This is a genomic window from Candidatus Nitrotoga sp. AM1P (assembly GCF_013168275.1).
Taxonomy (GTDB): Bacteria; Pseudomonadota; Gammaproteobacteria; order Burkholderiales; family Gallionellaceae; genus Nitrotoga.
Genome location: NZ_AP019547.1, coordinates 1538988 through 1564254, shown reverse-complemented (window position 1 = coordinate 1564254; position 25267 = coordinate 1538988). Strand labels below are relative to the sequence as shown.

17 protein-coding genes are annotated in these 25267 nt (G+C 52.1%); 14 read left to right on the top strand and 3 right to left on the bottom strand.

Going from position 1 to position 25267, the window contains the following annotated elements:
* The first annotated feature begins 116 nt into the window (after positions 1–116).
* From W01_RS06910 to W01_RS06845, 14 genes are all read left to right on the top strand, one after another.
* Positions 117–2948 (top strand): putative baseplate assembly protein, encoded by a 2832-nt coding sequence (locus tag W01_RS06910; RefSeq protein WP_173053269.1) that lies wholly within the window; start codon positions 117–119, stop codon positions 2946–2948.
* A 116-nt stretch (positions 2949–3064) separates the two neighbouring features.
* Positions 3065–4999, top strand: coding sequence for a hypothetical protein (locus W01_RS06905; RefSeq protein ID WP_198421257.1), 1935 nt, complete (start codon positions 3065–3067; stop codon positions 4997–4999).
* A 33-nt stretch (positions 5000–5032) separates the two neighbouring features.
* Complete coding sequence (locus W01_RS06900; RefSeq protein ID WP_256380094.1) at positions 5033–8467, top strand: right-handed parallel beta-helix repeat-containing protein; 3435 nt, start codon at positions 5033–5035, stop codon at positions 8465–8467.
* 12 nt (positions 8468–8479) lie between these two features.
* Positions 8480–8830, top strand: coding sequence for a hypothetical protein (locus W01_RS06895; protein ID WP_173053263.1), 351 nt, complete (start codon positions 8480–8482; stop codon positions 8828–8830).
* 264 nt (positions 8831–9094) lie between these two features.
* Complete coding sequence (gene cysK / locus W01_RS06890) at positions 9095–10030, top strand: cysteine synthase A (RefSeq protein WP_173053261.1); 936 nt, start codon at positions 9095–9097, stop codon at positions 10028–10030.
* Positions 10031–10160: 130 nt separating this feature from the next.
* Complete coding sequence (gene rplU / locus W01_RS06885) at positions 10161–10472, top strand: 50S ribosomal protein L21 (RefSeq protein ID WP_173053259.1); 312 nt, start codon at positions 10161–10163, stop codon at positions 10470–10472.
* Between the two features lie 16 nt (positions 10473–10488).
* Positions 10489–10746 carry a 50S ribosomal protein L27 gene (gene rpmA / locus W01_RS06880; RefSeq protein WP_173053257.1) on the top strand — a complete coding sequence of 86 codons (258 nt, stop codon included), beginning with the start codon at positions 10489–10491 and terminating at the stop codon, positions 10744–10746.
* A gap of 70 nt (positions 10747–10816) precedes the next feature.
* Positions 10817–11881 carry a GTPase ObgE gene (obgE, locus tag W01_RS06875; RefSeq protein WP_173053255.1) on the top strand — a complete coding sequence of 355 codons (1065 nt, stop codon included), beginning with the start codon at positions 10817–10819 and terminating at the stop codon, positions 11879–11881.
* Between the two features lie 6 nt (positions 11882–11887).
* Positions 11888–13006, top strand: a complete 1119-nt coding sequence (gene proB / locus W01_RS06870) for a glutamate 5-kinase (RefSeq protein WP_173053253.1) — start codon at positions 11888–11890, stop codon at positions 13004–13006.
* A gap of 271 nt (positions 13007–13277) precedes the next feature.
* Positions 13278–13658, top strand: a complete 381-nt coding sequence (locus W01_RS06865) for a GtrA family protein (RefSeq protein WP_173053251.1) — start codon at positions 13278–13280, stop codon at positions 13656–13658.
* Between the two features lie 157 nt (positions 13659–13815).
* Positions 13816–13998 (top strand): hypothetical protein, encoded by a 183-nt coding sequence (locus W01_RS06860; protein ID WP_173053249.1) that lies wholly within the window; start codon positions 13816–13818, stop codon positions 13996–13998.
* Positions 13999–14169: 171 nt separating this feature from the next.
* Positions 14170–15120 carry a glycosyltransferase family 2 protein gene (locus W01_RS06855; protein WP_198421256.1) on the top strand — a complete coding sequence of 317 codons (951 nt, stop codon included), beginning with the start codon at positions 14170–14172 and terminating at the stop codon, positions 15118–15120.
* A gap of 37 nt (positions 15121–15157) precedes the next feature.
* Positions 15158–16864 carry a hypothetical protein gene (locus W01_RS06850; protein ID WP_173053247.1) on the top strand — a complete coding sequence of 569 codons (1707 nt, stop codon included), beginning with the start codon at positions 15158–15160 and terminating at the stop codon, positions 16862–16864.
* A 66-nt stretch (positions 16865–16930) separates the two neighbouring features.
* On the top strand, positions 16931–19309 hold the full coding sequence (locus W01_RS06845) for a hypothetical protein (protein ID WP_173053245.1): 2379 nt from the start codon (positions 16931–16933) through the stop codon (positions 19307–19309).
* Positions 19310–19928: 619 nt separating this feature from the next.
* Here the strand turns inward: W01_RS06845 and W01_RS06840 are convergent.
* The 3 genes from W01_RS06840 to hemE form a co-directional block, all read right to left on the bottom strand.
* Entirely contained in the window at positions 19929–21326 is a 1398-nt protein-coding gene (locus W01_RS06840) for an FAD-binding oxidoreductase (RefSeq protein WP_173053243.1), read from the bottom strand.
* 46 nt (positions 21327–21372) lie between these two features.
* Positions 21373–23550, bottom strand: a complete 2178-nt coding sequence (locus tag W01_RS06835) for a primosomal protein N' (RefSeq protein WP_173053241.1) — start codon at positions 23548–23550, stop codon at positions 21373–21375.
* A 290-nt stretch (positions 23551–23840) separates the two neighbouring features.
* On the bottom strand, positions 23841–24905 hold the full coding sequence (hemE, locus tag W01_RS06830; protein ID WP_173053239.1) for a uroporphyrinogen decarboxylase: 1065 nt from the start codon (positions 24903–24905) through the stop codon (positions 23841–23843).
* Positions 24906–25267 lie beyond the last annotated feature (362 nt).

The window sequence follows — 25267 nt, the reverse complement described above, 5'->3', positions numbered from 1 at the left end:
ACGCGTGCGGTTGTTGCGCGGGCGTGGGCATCCAGGCACCGGCGCTGCTCTACAATCGCCCGGGGCTTGCGGCCATCGCCTATCGCATCGGCACGCACAGCGAGGTGCTGGCTAGCATGCAGGCGCGGCTGTCGTCGCAGGAATATCCCGCGCTGGCAAAATTGCGCACCCGCGATAGCGATGATTTTTCCATTGCGCTGCTGGATGCCTATGCGTGTATGGCCGACGTGTTGAGCTTCTATCAGGAACGTCTCGCCAATGAATCCTATTTGCGTACGTCAAGCGAACGTCTGTCGTTGAGCGAATTGGCGCGGCTGATTGGCTATCGTCTCAAACCTGGCGTTGCCGCGGAGACCTACCTCGCTTTCACACTGCAAGAACCGCCGCCACAACCCGTGAGCAGCGACCCCAAGCAGGCTACCGGCGTACCGGACAAAGTGACGCTGGACATCGGCATCAAGGTGCAGAGCATACCCGGCCCCAACGAAAAACCGCAGACCTTCGAGACCGTCGAGAGTATTGAAGCGCGACCGGCATGGAACGTGCTGCTGCCGAAAATGCACGAAATGAAATTGCCGGTGTTCGGCACCAAGATCGTTTATCTGCAGGGCACCACGACGCAGCTTAAGGCCGGTGACGCGCTGCTATTCGTCGGCGCGGAACGTGAAAACAATACCGGCAACGAGAACTGGGATTTTCGTCGTGTCCAAAGCGTGGTGCTCGACAGCACCGCAGACCATACCATCGTCACGCTGAATCACGGCCTGGGTAGCGCCTCGCCCTACGTCGCGCCAGCGGCTGAGCCCAAGGTATACGCGCTGCGCCAGCGCGCCTCACTGTTCGGTTATAACGCCCCTGACTGGCGGGTAATGTCCAACGATATTAAATGCGGCTATCTGGGGCTGCCGACTGGCTCGACCATCACCACCACCGAATGGCCAGGTTTCACCATCGCTGATATTTCCGACCCACCGACAGCCTCCGCTACCGGTACGGGTCTTTACGGTGAATATTTCGATAACAAAGATCTTTCGAATCGCAAGCTCACGCGCACCGATACTACGGTGAACTTCGATTGGGGCAGCGGTTCGCCCAATGCGTTGATAGGCGCCGACACGTTCTCGGTGCGCTGGACAGGTTGGGTGCATGCGCCCTCAACCGGCAGTTACAGCTTTCACACCCTCTCCGACGACGGCGTGCGCCTGTGGGTCGACAATCATTTGATTATCAACAACTGGACCAATCATGGCGCCACTGAAAACAGCGGCAGTATTACGCTTACCGCCGGTAAAAAATATGACATCAAACTGGAGTATTACGAGGACGGTGGCGCGGCAACTATCAAGCTCTCGTGGACGCCGCCGGGCCTGGCCAAGCAGATCATCCCGCAAGGGCGACTCTATCCGCGCAACGTTCATACGCTGCATCTTGACGCGCTCTATCCGCAGATTGTGCACGACGGCTGGCTGGTGTTATCCATCCCCGAATATCAGGAGCTGTACCAAGTTGACACCGCAGGCGAGGATGCACGCGCAAGTTTTACGCTGACCGGCAAAACCACACGGCTGAAGGTAAAAGGTGAGAATCTGCGCGAGCTTTTCAATGAACGGCTGCGCGAGACGGCAGTTTTCGCTCACAGTGAAAAACTGACGCTGGCGGAAACGCCCATCACCGCAGATGTAGCGGGAGATTCGCTACGCCTGGATCGCAAAGTGGAAGAACTTCCGCCCGACCGTATGCTGATACTCAGCGGCATTACTACCGCCGGTGATGACGTGAGTGAAGTGTTGACGTTGCTGAGAACTGAAGCGGACGGCAATACCAGCAAACTATTTTTTACTACTCCGCTGCAACATCAATACCAGCGCGGCAGTGTTAAACTTTATGCCAACGTTGCGCTCGCCACTCACGGCGAGACCGTGCATCAGACTCTGGGCAGCGGTGCGGCGCGACTTTCCCATCAACGCTACACCCTCAAACACACACCGCTCACCTTCGTTGGGGCCGAGAACGAGACTGGCGCCGAGGCGGCATTGGAGGTGCGAGTCAACGATATCCGCTGGCACGAGACGCCCACTCTCTACCAGGCCGGTGCCAATGATCGCTCTTACGTGCTGCGTGTGGAAGAGGATGGTGCGGGGACTATCCAGTTCGGCGACGGCCGCCACGGCGCGCGCCTGCCGACTGGCCAGGATAATTTACGCGCTATTTATCGCAAGGGCATCGGCACAGCGGGCAATCTGCAAGCTGGACAGCTCTCGCAACTGCTCTCACGTCCATTGGGCTTAAAAGCGGTGAGCAATCCGTTGCCTGCTGCGGGTGGCGTGAATGCGGACAGTGCAGCTCATGCTCGGCGCAATATGCCGCTAGGCGTGCGCACACTCGGGCGCGTGGTCTCGGTACAGGATTATGAAGATTATGCGCTCGCATTCACTGGCATCGCCAAGGCACAAGCCACCGTGCTCAACACCCGTGCCGGGCGCACTGTATTCATTACCGTCGCTGGCGATAATGGCGTTCAACCGCCGGATTTGACTCTCGCCAAACTGCTTAATACTCTCAAGCAAAACGGTGACCCGCTGGTGCACTGCGAAACGAAGGCGTACAACGAGGCGACCTTTCATCTGGCACTGCGCATCAAATGCGACCCGGATCACGAGGGCAAAAAGGTATTGGCCGACGTCGAGACTGCTCTGCGCGCCGCCTTTTCCTTCGACGCACGCGACTTCGGCCAGATTGTCTCTCGCTCAGAAATTATCGCTATTGCGCAGGAAGTGGAGGGCGTGTTGGGCGTGGATCTGGATCGTTTTTATCGCGGTACCACTATCACGCTGGAACAGCGACTGACACCGGCCGCCGCGATGGTTGATGCGCAGGGTAATGGCACTGCTGCCGAATTATTGCTTTTAGATACCGGTCCATTCGATTATCTGGAGGAGATGCCGTGAACACGACCGCCGACCGTCTCTACGAACTGCTGCCCGCAATCCACCGCATCCGCGATGCGGAGCAAGGCTATCCGCTGCGCGAGTTGCTTGCCGTCATTGCCGAGCAGGTGGCAACCATGGAGGAAAACCTCGAACAACTCTACGACGACCAATTCATCGAAACCTGCGCGCCGTGGGTGGCGCCCTATATCGGTGATCTCATCGGCTATCGCACCCTGCACGGTGTAGTGCCCAATGTGGCCTCGCCGCGCGCCGACGTGGCCAACACCATCCGCTATCGCCGCCGCAAGGGCACGGCATCCATGCTCGAGCAACTGGCGCGCGATGTTACCGGCTGGCCGGCACGGGCGGTGGAATTCTTCCAACTGCTGGGCTGGACACAGAATATGAATCATCTGCGTACTCATGCGCACTACGCACCGAATTTGCGCAACTGGGAAAAACTGCACTGGCGCGACACCGCCTTCGACACCATCGCTCACACCGTGGACGTGCGACGTATTAGCACCGGTGCCGCGCGCCACAATATTCCCAACATCGGTCTCTATTTGTGGCGGGTACGTGCGTTTCCACTAACCCGATCGCAGGGCGTGGCCGATCCAGATATCGGCGGCGGACTGCGCTTCCGCTTCAATCCGCTGGGTACCGACATGGCGCTTTACAACACGCCGGAGACGGAAGAAGAAATCAGCCATCTGGCCGAACCACGTAACGTGCCTATGCCGCTCGCGTGCCGTTGGCTCAAGGCTCATCTTGACGACTATTACGGTCCTGGCAAGAGTTTATGGCTGGAATTGGACGGCAATCCACCGCAATTGATTACGCGCAATAACATTTGCATCTGCGATCTCAGCGATATCAAGGACGCTGGCGGCAATGTCATCGCCTGGGCGCACCAGCCGATTGCCGGTTCCGGGCTGGTGGCCATCGACCCAGTATTGGGCCGCATCGCCTTCGCTGACGCGCCGACCGCTGCACCGCTGGTGAGCTTTCATTATGGTTTTACCATCGCCACCGGCGGCGGCGAATATGAACGTGGCGAACCTGCCGTTCCTGTTATGCCGGTGCAAATTGTGCAAGGTGGCGCGGCACTGCAACCAGCGCTCAACGCGGTGCAGAATGGTGGCACGGTGGAAGTGCTCGACAGCCGCCGTTATGTGGAGATGCCCTCTATTACTGTGAATGCCGGTAAGACCGTCGTGCTGCGCGCGGTCAATGGCGCGCGTCCACTGCTGGCGGCGAGCGGCGACATCACGCTCACGCTCGGCACCGAAGCAACCTTGATCCTCGACGGTTGGGTAATCAGTGGCGGCACACTCATGATGGCCGCTTTCCCCGACACTCAACCGCGTTATCTCGTGCTGCGCGATTGTACTTTAGTACCCGGCCCGCGCACCAAAGGTGATGGGTCACCGCCACAAGCAGACGATCCCGGCTTGGTGGTAAGCCATGCCTTCGCCAAGATAGAGTTGGAGCGCTGCATTACCGCACCGCTGCATATCGCCGCCGACGCTGAAATCTCGTTACGCGAATGCATCGTGGATGCAACTGCGCAAAATCTCATCGCCTACCGTGGCCCTGGCGCTGACGCACTTGCAGAAGGCGGTGCGCTCACGCTGGAAAGCTGCACCGTGATCGGCAAGGCTCACACCCGGCAATTGACGCTGGCCAGTGATTGCCTTTTCGTCGCCGCGCTAACCAGTGGCAGTGATCCGTGGAAAGCACCGCTTTGGGCTGAGCGCCGTCAGCAAGGTTGTGTGCGTTTTTCCTATGTGCCGCCCGGCTCGCGCACACCGTCCCGTTATCACTGTCAACCTGACGATAGCGATCAGCAGATATGGCCGCAATTCACTTCGTTGCATTATGGTGATCCCGGCTATTGTCAGTTGCTACAGAGCACCTCAGACAAGATACGTCGCGGAGCCCATGATGAGAGCGAAATGGGTGTGCTACATGGTTTATATCAGCCGCAACGCGAAACCAATCTGCGCGTGCGGCTGGAAGAGTATCTGCGCTTTGGCCTGGAAGCGGGATTGATCTACGGAAGCTAAGGGCGGCATTGCCGCCACAATAAGGAGAAAGTCATGAGTGGAGATTACAGCCGAGTTCGATTCGATCCCCGCATCGACTTGTCCGGCGTTTTGATGCAGCAAGGGCGTGTGCAACTGGACTCGGATTGGAATGAGTGGGTGGCGGTGCTGGACAGACGTTTGCGCGCCGAGAGTGTGGATACGCTCGGCGTGCATGTTACGCCGGGAATCACGGGCGTGGCGGTGGTCTCGCCGCAGACGCCGGACGCCTTCAAGATCGAGGCCGCCGGTGGAAACATCAGCATCGGCCGCGGTCGCATGTATGTGGATGGGCTGCTGGCGGAGAACCATGGCGGCGGCGCGGTGGAGTTTGATGCGGTGCTCGCCGAATTAAGAGGAAAAACGGCGCTGGCGTACAACTTGCAGCCGTATTTTCCTGCGCCGCCAGCCTTGCCCGGCGGCGGACCGCATCTCGCTTATCTCGAAGTCTGGCAGCGCGAAGTCACGTATATTCAGCAAGCTAATCTGGTGGAAAGCGCCGTGGGCGTGGACACCACCACGCGTCTGCAAACTGTTTGGCAGGTCCGCTTGCTGGCCAATGTCAACGGCGCCAACTGCACCACACCTGACACTACGGTAGCGGGCTGGCAAGCACTTTCCCTTCCCTCCGGCGGGCGCATGTCCATCAAGGCGGAGGGCGTTCCACCCGATCTTGATCCATGCGAACTGCCGCCCGGTGGTGGGTATCGCGGACTGGAGAATCAGCTCTATCGCGTCGAGATTCACGATGGTGGCGCCGTGGGCGCGGCGACGTTCAAATGGTCACGCGACAATGCCAGCGTGGCGAGTAATGTAGTGGAAATTGTCTCTCAGACCGCGACCAGCACCGAACTCAAATTGGCCAGCTTGGGTCGCGACGCGGTGCTGCGTTTCAATACCGGTGACTGGGTAGAGATACTTGACGACCGGCGCGAACTCAGTGGTGAAAACGGCGATCCCGCGTTGCGCCGCGGCGTAATGCGCAAAATTAGTGTTGACGATGCCAAGCAAACCATCAGCTTCTCCCCCGCGTTGCCAGCAAATCTCATTCCCGGCGGCGGCCTCGACACCCTGGATTCCCGCCATACCCGTGTGCGGCGCTGGGACCAGAAGGGCACAGTGCGCGACGCCAACAACAATGTCATCGTCAATCTCGATGCGGCCGGCAGCACCGGCTTGATCCCGGTACCGGCGGCGGGCGTTTGGGTGGTGTTGGAAAACGGAATTCAAATTCAATTCAGTCTCGATCCATCCGGCGGTGGATTCCACTGCGGGGACTATTGGGTATCTGCGGCACGTACCAACGATACTTCGGTGGAAACCTACACCCAGGCGCCGCCGCGCGGCATTTATCGCCATTACGCGCGGCTGGCTATCGTTACCTTTCCCGACGACGAAACCGACTGCCGTGTGAAATGGCCGCCCGAATGCGGCGGGTGCTGCACTGTCAACGTCGCACCCGGTGAAAATATCCAAACCGCGATCGATTCGCTACCGGACGAAGGGGGTTGTGTGTGCCTGAAAACGGGCGTGCACAATATCAGCACTACTATTCAGATACGCTCGTCACACATCATCCTGCGCGGCGAGAGTCCTGGTACTATCGTGCGTGCGGCAGGGTTAGCCAGAACCTTGCAGATCGGCGACGTCAGTTCACCAGTTAGCGATATTATCGTCGAGGGCATACGCTTTGAGGCCACAGCCGCTGCTGCCGATATTGGCGCATTGCTGTACCTGGACAGTTGCACGCGGGTGCGGGTGGAGCACTGTGCGCTTGCCGTTTTGGTTTCGCCGCTGCAAGCACCGCCGCTCTATGTCGGCATTAATTTGAGCAACGTGATCGATGTTGATCTGATCGCCAATCGTCTGGACAATTTCCTGGTCGGCATCCTGAGCCAGGATTATCAGGGCAGTCTGCACATTATCGACAACGCTATTGCAGGCATCACCGGTAGATTCCTCGGTCAGGTCGATGGCTCCAACGGCCAATACGGCATCCGGATCGACACCGATCACACCCAAGCGTGCTGCATCGAGAACAACCGCATCCGCCATTTCTGGGTCGGCATCTCCCTGCTCCATAACGCCGCAGGTTCGCTCATATCTGGTAATCGCATCAGCCGTAGCGCCGGTATCACGCAAGATAACGTTCCATCTGATGTCGCACAAATGCGCAGCTACCTGGATTCTCGTTTCTATGCAATCGATATCGAAGCTTCTCGTTGCGAGGTGCGCGGTAATCAGATTGACCTGCTCTCCGCCGCATGGGGCGGTATTCGTGTCAGTGGTGACCACGCAATTATCGCCGTCAACCTTTTGGAGGCGAGCGTTAAAGTGAGTCAACCGGCGGTGCCCGTTGGCATCTATTGCCTCGCCGATGCGAAAAATGGTTTTAGTGCCGATCACGTCGTGGTGAGCGACAATCAATTGCTAGGTGTGCAATCGGGCATTATCGTCTCACGCGTCGCTTGCCCGGTCGTGGTCGGTAATCATATTGATGGCGCTGGCGCCGGATGGTACGGCGTGCGGGTGGATGATTGTAGTGTCAGCCGCATCGACAACAACGATCTGCGCGAAGTGTTTTTTGCCGTGCATCTCAGTGAGGGCGAACGCAATCGTATAGTGGGTAATCGCATCGATCAGGCAGGTGCCGGTATCACCGCCACTCAGGAAATCAACCTGGAGATCAGTGGTAATTTCCTGCAATCCTGTCTGCTTTTAGGCATGGTGATGTTCGTGCGTGGCACCACTGCGTTACTCAAAAACCGGGTGCTCAACTGCGGCTACGCCCCTAATTTCTCGATAGGCATAGGCGTGTACGCTGAAGAAGTGTTGACGCCGTCTGGTGCCCATCTGCGCATTGAAGATTGCGAGGTGATCGACACTGGCATCTCCGCCGATGGCAGCCAGGTCACTACTATCAATGCTATCGGCATCGGCGGCTGGATGCCTGCTTGCCAGATCAGCGGCAACCGTGTCGGTTATACCCAGCCCGCCATGCTCGAACCAGTGAACGAACATCGTGCATTGCTGCTGATCGGGCCGCTGGCAGTACGTTTTATTGGCGGCGCGGGCGAGTTTGCCTACATGTTCGGCAGTGCGCAGGTGAGTGATAATCACTTCAGTGGACCGGGTCGCACTCATCTGGTGGAGTTTATGCGTATTGTAATAAATGACAACATCGATTTCCGTTTCGAGAAGGTGACTTTCAACAACAATATCTGCGACCATCTCAGTGCTGAGGCCAACCCGCGAGGCGCGAGTGTGCTTTTGTGGGGAGGGCATCTGATCGCTATGGGCAATCACATCAAGGCTGCGGCCAACGTCAATGCCATGTCGCTGACCAATCGTCCCAAAATCATACTCATGGGCAACATCACCACCGGGGATTATATCAATACCGGCACCGTCACTCCGTTGCCGATCATCAATTTCAACGTCAAAATTTAAGGGGTGTACAACATGGACATCAAAACATTGGAGCAAGCGCTCAAACTGCAAAATGATCTCACCGCCCGGCTTACACAAAGTATGGTAGCGCAGCGCACGGGCAAGGTGCCGGCCATTAAAGTCACACTTAAGGAAAAGGAGGAATTGGTTGCTCGCGCTCAAGCGGAGGTCGAAATCGCTATCAAGGAGCGTGATGCAGTCGTAAGCCGCTGGAATGAGCGCGTCGCGCAACGCAAAGCGATCGTCGTCAAACTACAAAAGGAACTGGACGACCTCAAAGAACAACTTGCGGAACGAAACGACCCACCCAAAGATAAATCTGGAAACTTAAAAAAAGAAGTACGCAAAAAACCCCTTAAGTAAATAAAGGGGAGTAGATATTTTATTTTTCATTTGCGGCGATCAAAACGTTGATACGGGCTAAGTCAAGCGATGCATCAAATACATTCAACTGACAAAGGTTGGCTATATTTTATTTATGTTCAACGATTGCTTAACCGAGTGCCATACCCTCAGACCCGAAAATGCTTGGACTGAAAAACCTCTCATAAGGTATTATTTGGCCGACGTAGTACACGACTAATCTGGCCCTGAATGCTGCAATATGAATAGATAGAGAGGAAGTAGATGAAGATTGCAAAAAATGTTTCGGAACTGATAGGTAACACACCATTAGTGCAATTAAACCGCGTGAGCGAAGGCATAGATGCCACCATCCTCGCCAAGTTGGAATTCTTCAGTCCTGCGCTCAGTGTCAAAGATCGTATTGCTGTGGCAATGATTGATGATGCTGAAAAAGCAGGCAAAATTAAACCAGATACAATTATTTTGGAACCAACATCGGGCAACACCGGCATCGGTCTCGCTATGGTTTGCGCAGCTCGCGGTTATAAGTGCGCTTTTGTAATGCCCGAACACATGAGCCGTGAACGTTGCATTTTGATGAAAGCTTATGGCGCAGAAGTTATTCTAACTCCAAGCTCGGATGGTATGCCCGGGGCAATGAAGAGGGCAAAAGAAATGGCTTTGGCTGATTCGCGCTACCTCGTAATGCAGCAATTCTCCAATCGCGCTAATCCTGCCATCCATCGTACTACCACCGCCGCAGAAATCATGCGCGACACTGACGACATGATTGATATCTTTGTTGCGGGTGTGGGAACTGGGGGCACTATCACGGGTGTGGGTGAAGTATTGAGAGAAATTTTTTCTGGCGTGCAAATAATTGCCGTGGAGCCCGATGCCTCGCCCGTACTTTCCGGTGGCCAGCGCGGTCCGCACGCAATTCAGGGTATAGGGCCGGGTTTTATACCTGAAGTACTCAATAAAAATATATTCCACGAAGCAATACGTGTCAAAGATGCTGATGCCATTAATATGGCACGGCGCCTGGCAAAGGAAGAAGGCCTGCTGGTGGGGATTTCCTCCGGCGCGGCGGTTTGGGCTGCCCTTGAAGTTGCCAAGCGCCCGTTAAATGTTGGCAAAATGATCGTGGTGATGATCCCATCCTATGGCGAACGTTATTTGTCCACCCAATTGTTCGCCGACCTGGATGTGAATTAATCAGCTGCTGTATGGAATACAGGACACAGAATTAGCAGCTGATAACGCTTTCACAAAAAACCATTTTGACGGTTAGTGCCGTTTGTGTATAATGCGCGACTCTGTAAAACCGCATTCAAGCGAGGTTGTTATGTACGCAGTAATCAAGACTGGTGGTAAGCAATATCGTGTTGTCGCAGGCGAAACCCTGAAAATTGAAACCGTCGCAGGTGAGGTCGGCAGTGCTATCGTGCTGGACAAGGTACTCATGGTTGGTAATGGCGATACAGTATCTGTTGGCCAACCTCTATTGGCTGGCGCGACTGTCACGGCAACCATAGTATCGAATGGTCGTGGCGAGAAGATCAGAATCTTCAAGATGCGTCGACGCAAGCATTACCAAAAACATCAAGGTCATCGTCAAAACTTCACTGAAATCCGCATTGACGGCATTTCGGCGTAATTGAAGGAGAAGAAACATGGCATCAAAAAAAGGTGGCGGTAGTACCAGTAACGGTCGCGATTCACACTCAAAACGCCTCGGCGTTAAAATTTATGGCGGCGAATTAATTAACGCCGGTAGCATTATCGTACGTCAGCGCGGTACGCGATTCCACGCTGGTGACAATGTTGGCATGGGCAAGGATCACACCTTGTTTGCAAAGATTGCCGGCAAGGTAGTGTTCGCTGTCAAAGGTGCACAAAGACGTAAGACTATCTTCGTGGTTGCAGCCTAAGTACTCCTAGCCAAGTACAATGAGCCCTATCGCGAGGTAGGGCTTTTTTATTTGCAGGGTAACCGACATCATGAAATTCATCGACGAATCAAAAATTGAAGTCATCGCAGGCGATGGCGGCAATGGTGCGGCCAGCTTTCGGCGAGAAAAATATATCGACAAGGGCGGCCCCGATGGCGGAGATGGCGGTTGGGGCGGCAGCGTGTATGCGCTCGCAGACCGCAACATCAACACCCTGGTGGATTACCGTTTTGCGCGCCATCACCGCGCGCGTAATGGTGAAGCCGGACGGGGTGCAGATTGCTATGGTAAAGGTGCGGAAGATATTGTACTGCGCATGCCAGTTGGTACTGTCATTACTGATATTAATACCGGTGAATTGATTGCTGACCTGGATCACGATGGGCAAAAAATGTTGCTCGCCCAAGGTGGCAAAGGGGGCTTAGGTAATCTGCACTTTAAATCCAGCACCAACCGTGCTCCGCGTCAATGTACCCCAGGCGTTGAAGGTGAACGGCGCGAACTGCAATTAGAGTTAAAAGTACTCGCCGACGTGGGTTTGCTGGGTATGCCCAATGCAGGCAAATCCACCTTCATTCGCGCGGTTTCCGCTGCCCGCCCCAAGGTAGCCGATTATCCCTTCACCACGCTACATCCGAACTTGGGTGTGGTACGAGTATCGGCCGAAAAGAGCTTCGTTATCGCCGATATTCCTGGCCTGATTGAAGGCGCTGCCGAAGGTGCAGGACTGGGACATCAGTTTTTACGCCATTTGATGCGTACCCGTTTGCTATTGCACTTGGTCGACATTGCCCCGGTGTACGAGGGAGCCGATCCGGTGCATGAAGCCCATTCAATTCTGAATGAACTGAAAAAATATGATGAAGTGCTGTACAACAAGCCGCGTTGGCTAGTACTAAACAAGCTTGACCTGCTACAAGATAAAGATGAAAAGATCGCTGCTTTTCTGCAAGGGTTCGGCGACTACACACGTTATTTCACCATCTCCGCGATTAATGGCGACGGCTGTAAAGAGTTGAGCTACGCCATCATGGAGCATGTGGAGCAGGTTGCTAAACAGGAAGCTTTGGCCAACGTCGACAATGCCCAAAAAACCGATAATCTAATACTTTAATGCATCATGAAAACCATTCTGACCCAGTGCAAACGCATCGTCGTCAAAGTTGGCAGCAGCCTGGTCACCAATCAGGGTGAGGGACTGGATATCCCTGCAATCCAGAACTGGGCGCAGCAAATTGCTACGCTACGTGAGAATGGGCACAAAGTCGTATTGGTCTCCTCTGGTGCGATTGCAGAAGGCATGCAGCGATTAGGCTGGAAACAACGCCCCAGCGCCGTGCATGAATTGCAGGCCGCTGCCGCAGTCGGTCAGATGGGCTTGATACAGGTGTATGAAAGCTGTTTTAGCGCGCACGGCCTGCATACAGCACAAATATTGCTCACCCATGCCGACCTTGCCGATCGTGAACGCTACCTCAACGCCCGCTCTACACTGCGCACTCTGCTGACTCTTGGCGTTATTCCCGTTATCAATGAAAATGACACGGTGGTTACCGATGAAATCAAGTTTGGCGACAACGACACTTTAGGTGCACTGGTTGCTAACCTGATTGAGGCGGATGCGCTCATTATCCTCACTGACCAGATCGGCCTTTACACTGCTGACCCGCGCAAGGATCCAAGTGCGACGCTAATCAGTCTGGCGCAAGCGGGCGATGAAAAGCTTGAAACCATGGCGGGGGGGGCGGGTAGCCACATCGGGAGCGGCGGCATGCTTACCAAGGTGCTCGCCGCAAAACGGGCTGCACGGAGTGGCGCGCACACTGTGATCGCATCTGGTCATGAAATAGATGTGTTACCACGCCTGATGCGTGGCGACAGTATCGGCACTTTGCTGGAAGCGCAACCGTTACCTCTGAATGCGCGCAAGCAATGGCTGGCGGATCATCTGCAAATCAGTGGCAAGGTAACGCTGGATGCTGGCGCAGTGCATGCGCTGCGTAACGAAGGCAAGAGCCTGCTACCGGTCGGTATCACCAAAGTGAGCGGGGAATTCGAGCGCGGCACCGTGGTCGCCATTTTCGATACGCACGGACAAGATATCGCGCGCGGTCTGATCAACTACAATGCGACAGAAACGCGTCGCATCGCTGGCCACCCCAGTAACGAAATCGAATCCCTCTTGGGCTATGTTGATGAGCCAGAGCTAATACATCGAGACAACTTGATTTTATTGTGAGCAGCAAGCCCAATTTTTGGGCAGTAATCGCAATTGATCAGACAAATGAATACCAAACCTGGTAAAGAGAGCGTACCCCATCAGTTCTTTGTGGTATTTGAGTGTTTGGTTTTGTCGGGGGGATATTCCTACTTGGGAGAGGAGACATTACTACTTAGCGCTGACAGGACAAGGCTTACAGTGTTCAGCAAGATGAAAGTTTGGTAGTATGAACCCGCCTGCTGAAAGATAAAAAACCAATGGAATATCAGGCAGTCCCCTGTCACCAAAAATGAAGACCCTAAAACCGGGTGTGCAAGTCACGCGATATGCCCTGATTGGCGTATGTAACACAACGGTACACTTTCTTATCGTAGGGTTGTTGATGTGGCTCGCGGAATTCAATCAGATGTATGCCAATGTCACAGCCTACATTGTGGCCTCATTTTTTTCATTCTTGATGAATGCCCGATGGAGTTTCCAGAGTAGGCCGGGAGCACGAAATTACGCTCGGTTTCAGCTTGTTTCGTTACTCGGGTTGATCGTTAACGCAACTTTTGGTCACCTTGGCGATCATTTCGGCTGGCATTTCGCCTTAACCATTTTTCTGATTTCGCTCACGGTTCCCGTAATATCTTTTTTGCTTCATCGCACCTATACGTTTTCAAAATGACCAGTGCAGACGAAGCAAGTGAAGAGGCCATCTTTAGGCAATTCCTGAAATACCGTTAGCCATTACCTGATGAATATTTATCTATCTATGACATAGAATACGTGGCTAACCTTACTGTCAGGGGACTTGAAAATAATATTGCCAGAGTGCTTGAATCATGGATTCACATTTGCTGGATTTGCCGACAGAAATTGCCCGCTCGGGACTTTGCTTGCGGGAATACGGAAGATTTTGTGCAGGAGTTCCCAGCGAGAAGGGGGCTGGCTATGAAAAATGGCTTGGAAGTATAGAACCGGCTCTGGATTCACCCGGCGTACTGGACTGGGTTATGAAAAGTTAATGTGGCATGAGCATGTTAATACTGTTGATGAGATTGAGGTATGTTTAAGATTTTTTTGATAACGTAAACTAGGGAGCACTTTCCCTTGCCAACCAAGTCGTTCAGTCTCTATTTGTTTTTTTATCGCAATTCGTCTCAATAGAAAGTATTGCGAAAGTTTTTGGAAAAATCATGCAGACAACGCAACCCATCGTTGTAATGACGATTTCCATAGTCCTCCCCTTTTTCAACGAGGCAGAAGGCAGTTCACTTTTTTTTGAGCGGCTTGATAACGTTATATCAAACATCCCAGACTGCCAATTTGAATTGATTTGTATCAACGACGGCAGCCAGGATAGGACGCTCTCGGCACTGGAATCTGCAAAAAAACGCTATCCCGCAATCACCATCATTGACTTTACCCGTAATTTCGGCAAAGAAGCTGCATTGACGGCCGGTCTTGAGTTTGCTGCCGGAGATGCAGTGATAATTATGGATACAGACCTTCAGCACCCTCCCGAACTGATACCTGAATTCATACGGAAGTGGCGTAGCGGAGTCCCGGTTGTACTAGCCAAACGAAACTCAAGATCAACCGAAAGCGTTCTCTATCGGTTGTTGGCGGGAATATTTTATCGTCTTCATAACAATATCTCCAACATAGAAATCCCTTCTAACACGGGTGATTTCAGGCTGATTGACCGCCAGGTTTGTGACGCCATGAAGCGACTTCCGGAATCCCGACGCTTCATGAAGGGCTTGTTCGCCTGGGTCGGTTATGAATATGAGCTCGTTGAATATGACGTCGCCCCGCGCGCTCACGGACGGACATCTTTCAACAAGTGGAAGTCGTTGAATTTTGCCCTTGAAGGTATCACCAGTTTTAGCACAATACCTCTGCGTGTTTGGACCTATGCCGGTTTGATGGTCACGGCGGTTGGCTTCTTCTATGCGTGCTGGGTCATTCTGCGCGCCCTTTTTTTTGGTATAGATACTCCCGGTTATGTGACGTTATTGACCACTGTTGTTTTCTTCGGAGGACTTCAGTTAATTGGTATCGGCGTGTTGGGTGAATATATAGGTCGTATCTACATCGAGACCAAGAATCGGCCCATATATCTTGTGAAGAAGATCATTAAATGATTACTACCTTGGGTGATATCACCCGTGAAAGCTAAAGTTGAATGAACCTCACATTCAACCTGTAATTCATGGCGAAAACAAGAGAGCAGGCAGCGATTTCTCCGCTTTCAATGCTGTGCTTGGTTTATTGCTGGCAGCAATCATCGCCAACCATCTCCTGTGGGTTTGGCATTACGCAATTCCAGTACCTTTTGGTGATGACTACGTTCAGATCCTCAATCGGCTCATCATATTTCACGGCCTTCCTCCTGACCTTTCATTAAGCCAGAAACTTGGGTTTTTCACTGACTTCTCAGGCGGTCAGCATCGGTTGGTATTCTTGAATTCCGCCATTGTTGCGCTCTACAAGATCGTTGGAAATATTGATTTCCGCACTCTGGCTCTCATCGGCAGCAGTTCCTTGATAGCAGTCCTCTGGGGGCTATGGAAATATGCAGGGTCGGTTTTGCCCATCTCAAAAAATCGCATTGCTTATTTTCTGCCGGTAGCATTGCTGGTACTGTCGCCCGCATATTTCGAAGCCTCGCTTTGGGCAACAGGGGTTCTGCAGAATCTGCCTGTACTGGCATTTGCTTTTTTTGCAATTGCTTATGCATCACAGCGATCAGGCTTATCCTTTTTTGTTGCCCTGTTTGCCGCGCTGCTCGCAACCTGCACGACGGCCAGTGGCATGGTCGTTTTTCTGGCTTGTGCGGCGGTGCTCGTTTCGCAGCGACGTTTTGCATACGCATTCATAATGGCGTTGCTATTTATTGCGGTTGCATGGGTTTATACACGAGGCTTTCCAAACGATCCCTCGATTCCCGTAACTACATCACCAAGCGAATTGATCCGCTTTTTTTTGGCGCTGTGTGGTGCATTAGTCTGGGGAAAGAACGGGGCAATCTTCCTCGGTGCATTGCTTGTGGCTGGCTTCGGGGTGCTCACATGGCAAGGCCTTCCAAAGCGCAATCCTGTTTTGTGGGGACTCGGTCTTTTTGTCCTGCTTTCGATGGCAATGATGTCCTTAGGGCGAGCTGGCTTTGGTGTTGAGGCAGCGCTATTAAGCCGCTATAAACCATATTCCGGTCTGATGTTGGTGGTCATTTACCTGGGGTCAGTTATTCATGTGTCATCGCTTGCCTGGAAGAGGTTTTTCGGATTTTTTGGCCTTGTTCTTTCGAGTACCGTATTTGTTTCCTACCTGATCCACTACAATGCGGCGATTATTGATTTAGGATTTCTGCCGAAGTTGAGGATGGCTTATCGCGGCATTGAAGGGAAGGTGCAGGTGTTATCCGGATTTCCCGGCACGGCTTTTTCAAATCATGTAATTGATACCGCCGAGCGCTACGGGATGTACCGACCCCCATCTTTTTCAGAATTTGTGGCAATTCCTGTGCCGCCCTCCAAAGGAGTTCCATCTTCCACCCTGAAACAACAAAATGTAGGGTACGATCACCTGATGTACCAATTTATTGATGGCGAAAAGGCAGCGCTTATTTATGGAGGTTCTGATAAGAAATGTACTCTTGAGCCACTACGGCTTGTACTGAAAAACGATGCGCAAACTCTGTATTTTGAAATACAACCGCCTGACTGGGGTTGGTTGAATATTTATCATGACCACTCGAGGCACGGCTTTTTTGGCGGCATAGTGGACAAACGATCTCTTCCGGCGGGTTTATATCAATTGGGTATGACTTGTGGCGACGCCTCCCCCACGTTTTGGGGTAATGGTTACTGGGTATCCAAAAATCCATGACGTTCTTTGCTGAGTGTCAGTGCTTTGATATCCGTATTTATAAAATAGCTTGATAGGTTGAAAAACATGACTGTTTTCTCCAGAAATCGCCGCTGGTTAATTGCCTTGTTGTTAGTGGCTGTCGTTTCTATCATGGGCGGCGTTGGTTACAAATTCATCAAGAGTCATCGTCCACAATGGTTTAAGTTCACGCAAGCAGCACCACAAGCGTCAGCCGCAATCGGATACCTTGACAAGTTGGCAGAAGATCCAGCCAACAGCACACAAATCAAGGTAGTCGGCTGGGCCTTGGCCAAAGACGGCGTAAGCGGTGTAGAGCTGGTGTTGAATGGCCAATTCCGTATCCCTTTGCAAACTGCCCTCATCCGAACGGATGTCGCGCAGGCTTATCCAGCTTACCCGGATGCGGCCAAGGCCGGTTTTGAGGGAGTCGTCGATACGTCAGTATGGGTCGCGAACTGGAGCGTAATGGAAGTGGTCGTCACTGACAGGAAAGGTAGGACTTCGGTCATTGGGCGTCGCACCCAACCTGCAATTGGTGCCATGGATACGTGGACCGACCTTCTAAATGGTCGCGATGTCAAGCGTGATGACATTTTTTACTTCATTATGGCCACGAGCAATGTGGCTGGTGGAGGCGGAAAGGAAATCGACACGGTATTTCGCCCCTATGAAAGCAAGACAGTAAAAGTTGGAATTCGGGTTCCCATTCTTTATTTGCGTACGACCAAAGGCAGGGCCAGCGATTACGCTTTCGATGCCGACTTCCCGTCCAGTCACAAATGTGGCACACGGACGATCGCCGAAGACAATCTGAATGGCGTTATCGATTACGCGATCAAACATCAGTTACCTGTATTGTTTACGCTGAATGGCGGAATTTGGGCCGACGCCGCGTGCGATGCACCGGAATGGGATATCAATGACGCGCTCGAACAAGATGCAGCCAACTTGCAGTGGAATGAAAAAAATCAGGTGATGGGGGATGATTACCTGAAGAATCTCTCCGGTTCCATGGATTCACCCGAACTCGGTCGCTCCTTGACCTTCAACATCTACGCTGCAAAAAATAGACATTACAAAAAACGTAATTTGCAGAATGCCGCGTCTATCATCCGTAAATTTGCATCACAATACCCGTCACTTTTCATTGGTGTAACCACTGACCCAGATGTGTACCTGAATCCTTTTTTTTCGAGTCAGCAATGGTATGACTATAACCCTGGTACTTTGCGCCAATTTCGCGAATGGTTGCGGGGAAGCGGGCCATATTCCGGACGGACTATGGCAGGCGAACCTGACCTTTCCCGCTACAAGAAAGAAAGGCCGTTGACGCTGCATGACGTGAATGCGCTGAGCGGACGTCAGTTCAAGCGTTGGGAAGATGTTGATCCACCTAGAGTATTTCCAATGCATATTAATCCGTTCTGGAAAGATGCATGGGTAACAGTGTGGGAACATTTTCGCCGTCATCTGGTTAAATTGCATTACGACGAACTTTCGCAATGGATTGGAGAAGCCGGAATAGGTAAGGAATTTATTTATTCTGCTCAAGGTTTCATGGCTCCGGATACGCTCGGCATGCCATTTCCGATCCACTTGGATAGTCCCGCGAGAAACAGCGATATGGGCGGCATGTCAGTCGATGGGGCGATGCCATCCAATGGGCACCTCGGTGCCATTCTCTATGGACCAAGTGCTGTCAATCAGGTCAGGATGGAGGAATCTAACTCGTTGTTTTCAGTGTTCCGCAAACTCGATTCTGACTGGGCAGTGATCGAACACAATACTGCCGATTTACGCAACCCGTCTCGTCTCCCCAACTTCGCTGAAGCTTACAAATCACTGCGGGAAATTTACAATTACGGAGCGCACTTTATTTCACCGATGGCATGGAACGGTAGCCGGGGTAGCTTTGTGGGACAGCCCGGATTCGTCGCCTACACGGCGCTACGTGACACGCCACTTGAGGACGCCATCAAGAATTTCATGATAAGTCACGCCAATTTACCACGCCGAGCAAGACTGTGGACCTTTGGTGGTGACGGATACGCCGACGACGATGGCTGGGTGCCGATATTGGGAACGAGAAGTGATGTCACCTCTGGAATGTTCACTTTGCATGGCAACGCTGACGGTCAGGTTTCATTGGAATCACCTGATGATTTGGCTTTCAAACTGGCGAATTACAGCGCGATCATTTTCAAGGCTGCGACGCCAAAAATGTTATCTACCGTAAGCGTTGAAGGGCAAACAGCTGACGGAAAATGGATACCCCTGTTTCCGGAAACCTCTTTGGCCAATCTGCAGTTGGTAAAAGCAGGCTCACTGCTGCCGCTGATGGCCGAGCACGATAATGCGGAATTCAGACGTATTCGGCTGAACTGGAAAACCAACGATAAAAGCCCATTAGTTCTAGAGCGAATCGCATTTTATATCCGTTGATCGCATTGTCTCAAATTGCCTACGAGCATCGTACGATCAGTACAGAAGACGGTTGGCACTGGCCCTTAACTTCAGTTTAATTCCCACACCCAGACGAGCACGTTGATTCCATACGAAAAAACAATCTGTTTTCATATGTTTTTCCTACTAATTCCATTTATCTTTCAAAGCGGCAATAACTATGTGGAGCATTCTATGCTCCGTTGCTATTAGCAGATGCAATGCACCATTCAATATTTTATTATTGATTGAGAAATGGAATAAGTCTGAAAACCAACACGCTACCTGGCGTTTTTGAAGACCTGCCAATACCTCACGCCGTTAATGGTTCTCTATGGACCTTAAAGGTTGAATTCCCGGTGTACATCGCGACCGGAATGATCGGTGCGACCTGCCTGCTGCCAACCGAAGGAAAAGGCTGGCGCAGCATTTTATTTTCCACAGTGATGCGCTACTTAAATTGATTGATGGCCTGTTGGCCGACTACAAGAAATCCGAAGATCTAGTGATGTGCTTTGGCAAAAAGTGGTGTACAGCCAAACCGTTTAAATCATAATATTCTGATTCCAAATGGCGCATATAACCGCGACCACCCATAGAGTATCTCAAAGAGCACTCACTATATTACTTTCCCCGGATTTATTAAATTACTTGGGTCGAAGGTGTTTTTGATACTGCGCATTAGCTCTAATTCCAGCGCACTTTTGTAATGACGTATTTCATTACGCTTGAGTCGGCCTAGCCCATGCTCGGCGCTGATACTGCCGTTTAATCCATGTACGATGTCGTACACGATGCGGTTGACCTGTTGGCTTTGTGCGATGAGGGCCGGGTTTTGTGCAGAATCCAGCATTGAGATGTTGTAATGGATGTTGCCATCGCCGATATGGCCGAAGGCAACAATGCGCAGACCATTGAATGCGGCACGCAGGGCGGCATTCGCTTGGGCGATGAACTCTGCCACGTGACTGATAGGCACAGCGACGTCATGTTTGATGCTAATGCCCTCACGTTTCTGCGCTTCGCTGATATTTTTGCGCAAATTCCACCAGCTTATGGCGTTATTTTTCGAATCGACGGCGAACTCGAGGATGCCTGTGCCGAACGCTTGTAGCGCATTGAGTAAAGGTGTATCGAGCGGCGCTTGCAGCACATCCGATAGTTCGATCAGCACGATCCATTCATAACGCGTAACAAATGGCTCAACCGTATCGGGAATATGCGCTAAAACAAGATCCAGGCAGGACCTCGAAATGATTTCGAAGGCGCTTATTTTGTCGCCGCAATTAGCACGCAAATGGGCAAGCAGCTCTACCGCCACTGCCGGATCGCGTACCGCCACACACGCGGTTACCACCGATTGCGGACGTGGAAACAGCTTCAGTACAGCGGTTGTGATGATACCCAGCGTGCCCTCTGCGCCGATGAATAAGTGCTTCAAATCATAGCCGGTGTTGTCCTTGCGCAAACTGCGTAATCCATCCCAGATGCGACCATCCGGCAAGACGACTTCCAGTCCAAGCACGAGGTCACGCATGTTGCCATAGCGCAGCACACCAATGCCGCCGGCATTAGTGGAAATGTTGCCGCCGATTTCGCATTGTGCCGCGATGGCGGTGAGACCAAGAGGAAACAGACGGTCGGCCTGCTCTGCCGCCTCGCGCACCTTGGCCAAGGTGCAGCCTGCCTCCACGGTTAATGTATAGTTGGTGGTGTCCAGCGCATGAATTTTGTTCATGCGTGACAGGTTAATCACGATCTGTTGTCCTTGCGGCAATGGGACTGATCCCCCGCTTAAACTGGTGTTGCCGCCTTGCGGGACAATGGCAATGCGGTGCTCGGCACACAGCGCGACCACCGCAGCAACCTGTTGCGTATCGCCAGGCAGCACCACAGCCAGCGCCTTGCCGCTATAGCGCCCGCGCCAGTCGGTACAATAAGGTGCTGCGGTTTCGCCATTCAGCACGTGCTCGGTGCCGACTACGTTTCTTAGTAAGCTCATCAAATCTGGAAGCATATAAATATTTCCTTGAAATGCGTTATTTCATAATCGCTTTGACGATTTAGAAATCTATTGGGTCAATGTCCAGCGACCAGCGTAGCTTTTGTGCTGGTAGCGCATCCAGCAAGGGTCGCCATTCGCGCAGGAATTGCTGCAAGGGTTTTCGCGCTTCGCTTTGCACCAGCAATTGCGCTAAAAAATGATTAGCGCGACGCGACATGGCAGCAGGAACCACGCCGTAAATATCAACTGGCATAGCAAGTTCAATTGCAGCATCTCGCGCTTGTTGCAGGAAAGTGTACATGTGGGCTTCAAGCTTAGCTTCAGCACGCAGCATTACTTGATACATGAATGGCGGGAATCCGGCGGATTGACGTTCCGCGAGCAGGGTTTTTGCCCACGTATCGTAATCATGTTCTCGCAACGCGCGAAACAATGGATGATCAGGAAATGCGGTCTGGATCAGCACCTCCCCCGGCTTGTCGGCACGGCCTGCGCGCCCTGCTACCTGGACGAGTTGGGCAAACAATTTTTCCGATGCTCGAAAATCACTACTGTATAACGCACCGTCCGGGTTAAGTACACCCACCAGCGTCAGGTTAGGGAAGTCATGTCCCTTCGCCAAAATTTGCGTACCAACCAGAATGTCTACCGCGTCATTCTGAATTTGCTGACGCATGGCTTGCCATGTCCCTTTATTGCGCGTGCTGTCACGGTCCACGCGCAGAATGCGCGCCTGGGGGAAATGCTCCTGCAATGCACTCTCCACTCGTTGCGTGCCGATGCCAATCGGTTGTAGATCGGCGTTGCCGCATGACGGACAGGCGTGTGGCACACGCTCCTGATGGCCACAATGGTGACAGCGCAGGCGACGATCTTTAAGATGCAGCACCAGCTTGCCCGCACAATTTGAACAACCAGACAGCCAGCCGCAAGCGCCACACATCAACACGGGTGCATAACCGCGTCGATTAATGAATATCAGGCTCTGTTCTCCGCGCTGGAGCCGCTCGGCCAAGGCCTTGAGAAGTGGTTCACTGAGGCCGTGCTGCATAACGATATTGCTGGTGTTAATGCAGCTTACCGTCGGTAACTGCGCTTGTGTCGCCGCGCGCTGGGTCAGGCGCAACATTTGGTAGCGTCCGCTCTGGGCGTTGTAATAGCTTTCAAGTGAAGGGGTAGCGGATCCTAATACAATCGGTACGCCACGCTGGCTAGCACGAAAGATTGCCACATCTCGTGCCGAGTAACGTAAGCCATCCTGCTGCTTAAACGAAGCGTCATGTTCTTCATCTACAATCAACAATGCCAGTTGTGGCAGCGGCGTGAATACTGCCAGACGCGTACCCAGTATGATGCGCGCGCGGCCAGACTGTGCACGCAGCCAGTTCTGCATGCGTGCGCCGTCACTTAAGCCACTGTGCAGACTGACCAGCTCAACATCCGGCAAGCGGCTGCGAAAATAATTTTCCAGCTGAGGCGTAAGATTGATTTCCGGTACCAGCAGCAACACTTGCCCGCCTTGCTGCAATATCCGGTTCATCAGATGCACATAAATCTCGGTCTTACCGCTACCGGTGATACCGTGCAGCAGGAAGCAGCCAAAGCATGATGCTTTAGTAATTGCGTCCACTGCTTGCTGCTGCTCCAAGGTCAACGTATGAGTATTGTTGAATGTAAATGTGCTGGAAACTGCAGGTACTGCACACGTCTCGACCCATCCCGCTTGTGACAATGCTTTAAGCGCAGATGCTGCGCTGGGTGATAATGCGCGCACTTGCGCGGCAGTTAATGAATCTAACTTCAAGGCTGCGAGGATGCGGTGCTGCACCACCTTGCGCTTAGACAGCAGGCTCAAGTCGAGCGCACGGCCGCTAACGCTTAGTCTGTATTGCATCGCTTCCTTGAGCGTGACCAGCTGGCTGGTACGCAAACGTACTGGCAAGGCGGAAAGCACAGTAACACCAAGGGGATAGTGGTAATAGTCGCTGCAGAAGCGCAGCAAAACAAGTAGTTCATCGGAGAGGGGCGGAATGTCTCTCAGCACTTGCAAAATGGGCTTGATACGTTCTGGAGAAAGGACGGAATCCATTGCGCATTCCATCACCACTCCTGCCATTTTTTTGCGTCCAAATGAAACCAATACGCGCTGTCCCGGAATGATCGCGATGCTATTGTCTAGCGAATAATCAAATAGTGTTGACAATGGCACATCTAGCGCGACGCGAACAATTCGCATTTAGTAAAATTTGCTCCAGCAATTTCTATCATACTGAGCTAAGCCAACTGACTTAATTGAGTATTTTTTATTCTCCACATAAGCTGTGGATAACAATGTGGATAATTCCAATATAAGTAGGCTAACTACTGATGCTGTATATGGTTTTGCCCTGCCGCTCATTTCATAGGCACAATTTATTAATAATAAAAACAATAACTTAAATTTTAAACTTTAATATCAGGATAAAATTATTCCTGATAGTGGATAGCTGCGCGATTGTGTATAACCAGACGAAATGTCAAGCATTTTTAATGATATTTGCGACTTAGGCCATGAACTGCCTGTACCAACACCGCAGCATTGTCAGGGTTGGTGAATTGAGAAATGCCATGTCCCAGATTAAATACATGACCACTGCCATAGCCATAACTAGCCAGCACGCGTTCTGTCTCGGCACAAATAACTTCCGGCGTGGCAAACAGTACGGCTGGATCCAAGTTACCTTGCAGCGCAACCTTATGGCCCACTTTTTGTCGCGCTACACCAATGTCCATGGTCCAGTCCAACCCGACCGCATCGCAGCCAATATCGGCAATGCTATCCAGCCACAAGCCCCCACCTTTGGTAAATACGATCACTGGAATTTTAATGCCGTCATGTTCGCGCTTCAGCCCCTGCACGATTTGCTGCAAGTAAGGCAGTGAAAACTCGTAGTAAGCAGCATGCGAAAGCACTCCCCCCCAGGAATCAAAAATCATCACGGTTTGCGCACCTGCTTCAATCTGGGCATTGAGATACTGCGTTACCGCTTGTGCAGTGACTTCCAGAATGTGGTGCATCAGCTTGGGTTCTTTATACATCAACGTTTTTACGCGTGCATAATCGTCGCTGCCACCGCCTTCCACCATGTAACAAGATAACGTCCATGGGCTGCCTGAAAAACCAATTAATGGCACGCTACCATTCAGCGCCTTGCGAATTTGCGACACGGCATCGGTGACGTAACGCAGATCTTTATTGATGTCTGGCACTCTTAACGCTTTGATAGCAGCCTCGTCGCGTAAGGGACGCTCAAATTTTGGCCCTTCTCCTTCGGAGAAATATAATCCAAGACCCATGGCATCCGGTATGGTGAGAATGTCGGAGAACAGAATCGCAGCATCCAGAGGAAATCGATCCAGCGGTTGCAATGTAACTTCCGTCGCCATATCGGGGCTTTTGCATAAATCCAGAAAACTGCCGGCACGCTTGCGTGTGGCACAGTATTCCGGCAGATATCGTCCGGCCTGGCGCATCATCCACACGGGGGTATAGTCAGTTGGTTGACGTAACAAAGCACGCAGGAAGGTGTCATTTTTTAATTTGAAATTCATGTTGTTCTCTTTAATTTATATTGACTAAATTTAAACAGCTTTACCTCTGACCTCTCAAACTCCCTTATCAGAGAGATTAGCTAGGTAACTTGGTTATCGGTGAAGCAGATAAATGCAAAAAACCAGGAAGATAATATCGTCTTCAAGCATCAATATCTTGAAATGAAGGGATGCCCTGCGGTATTTTGTTGTGCATCATCCGCCATAGATGAAGAAGGGTTTTTGGGTGCCCAGGCGCGGGTGCAGTGAAGGCGATTTAGATGTTCCATAGCACCCAATATTCTGAGCGTACCGAGTAGGATCCCCCGGGATAGCTGTTATTAGAGAGAAGTCAGCGCAGCTTGTTGATTGCATGCAACCCG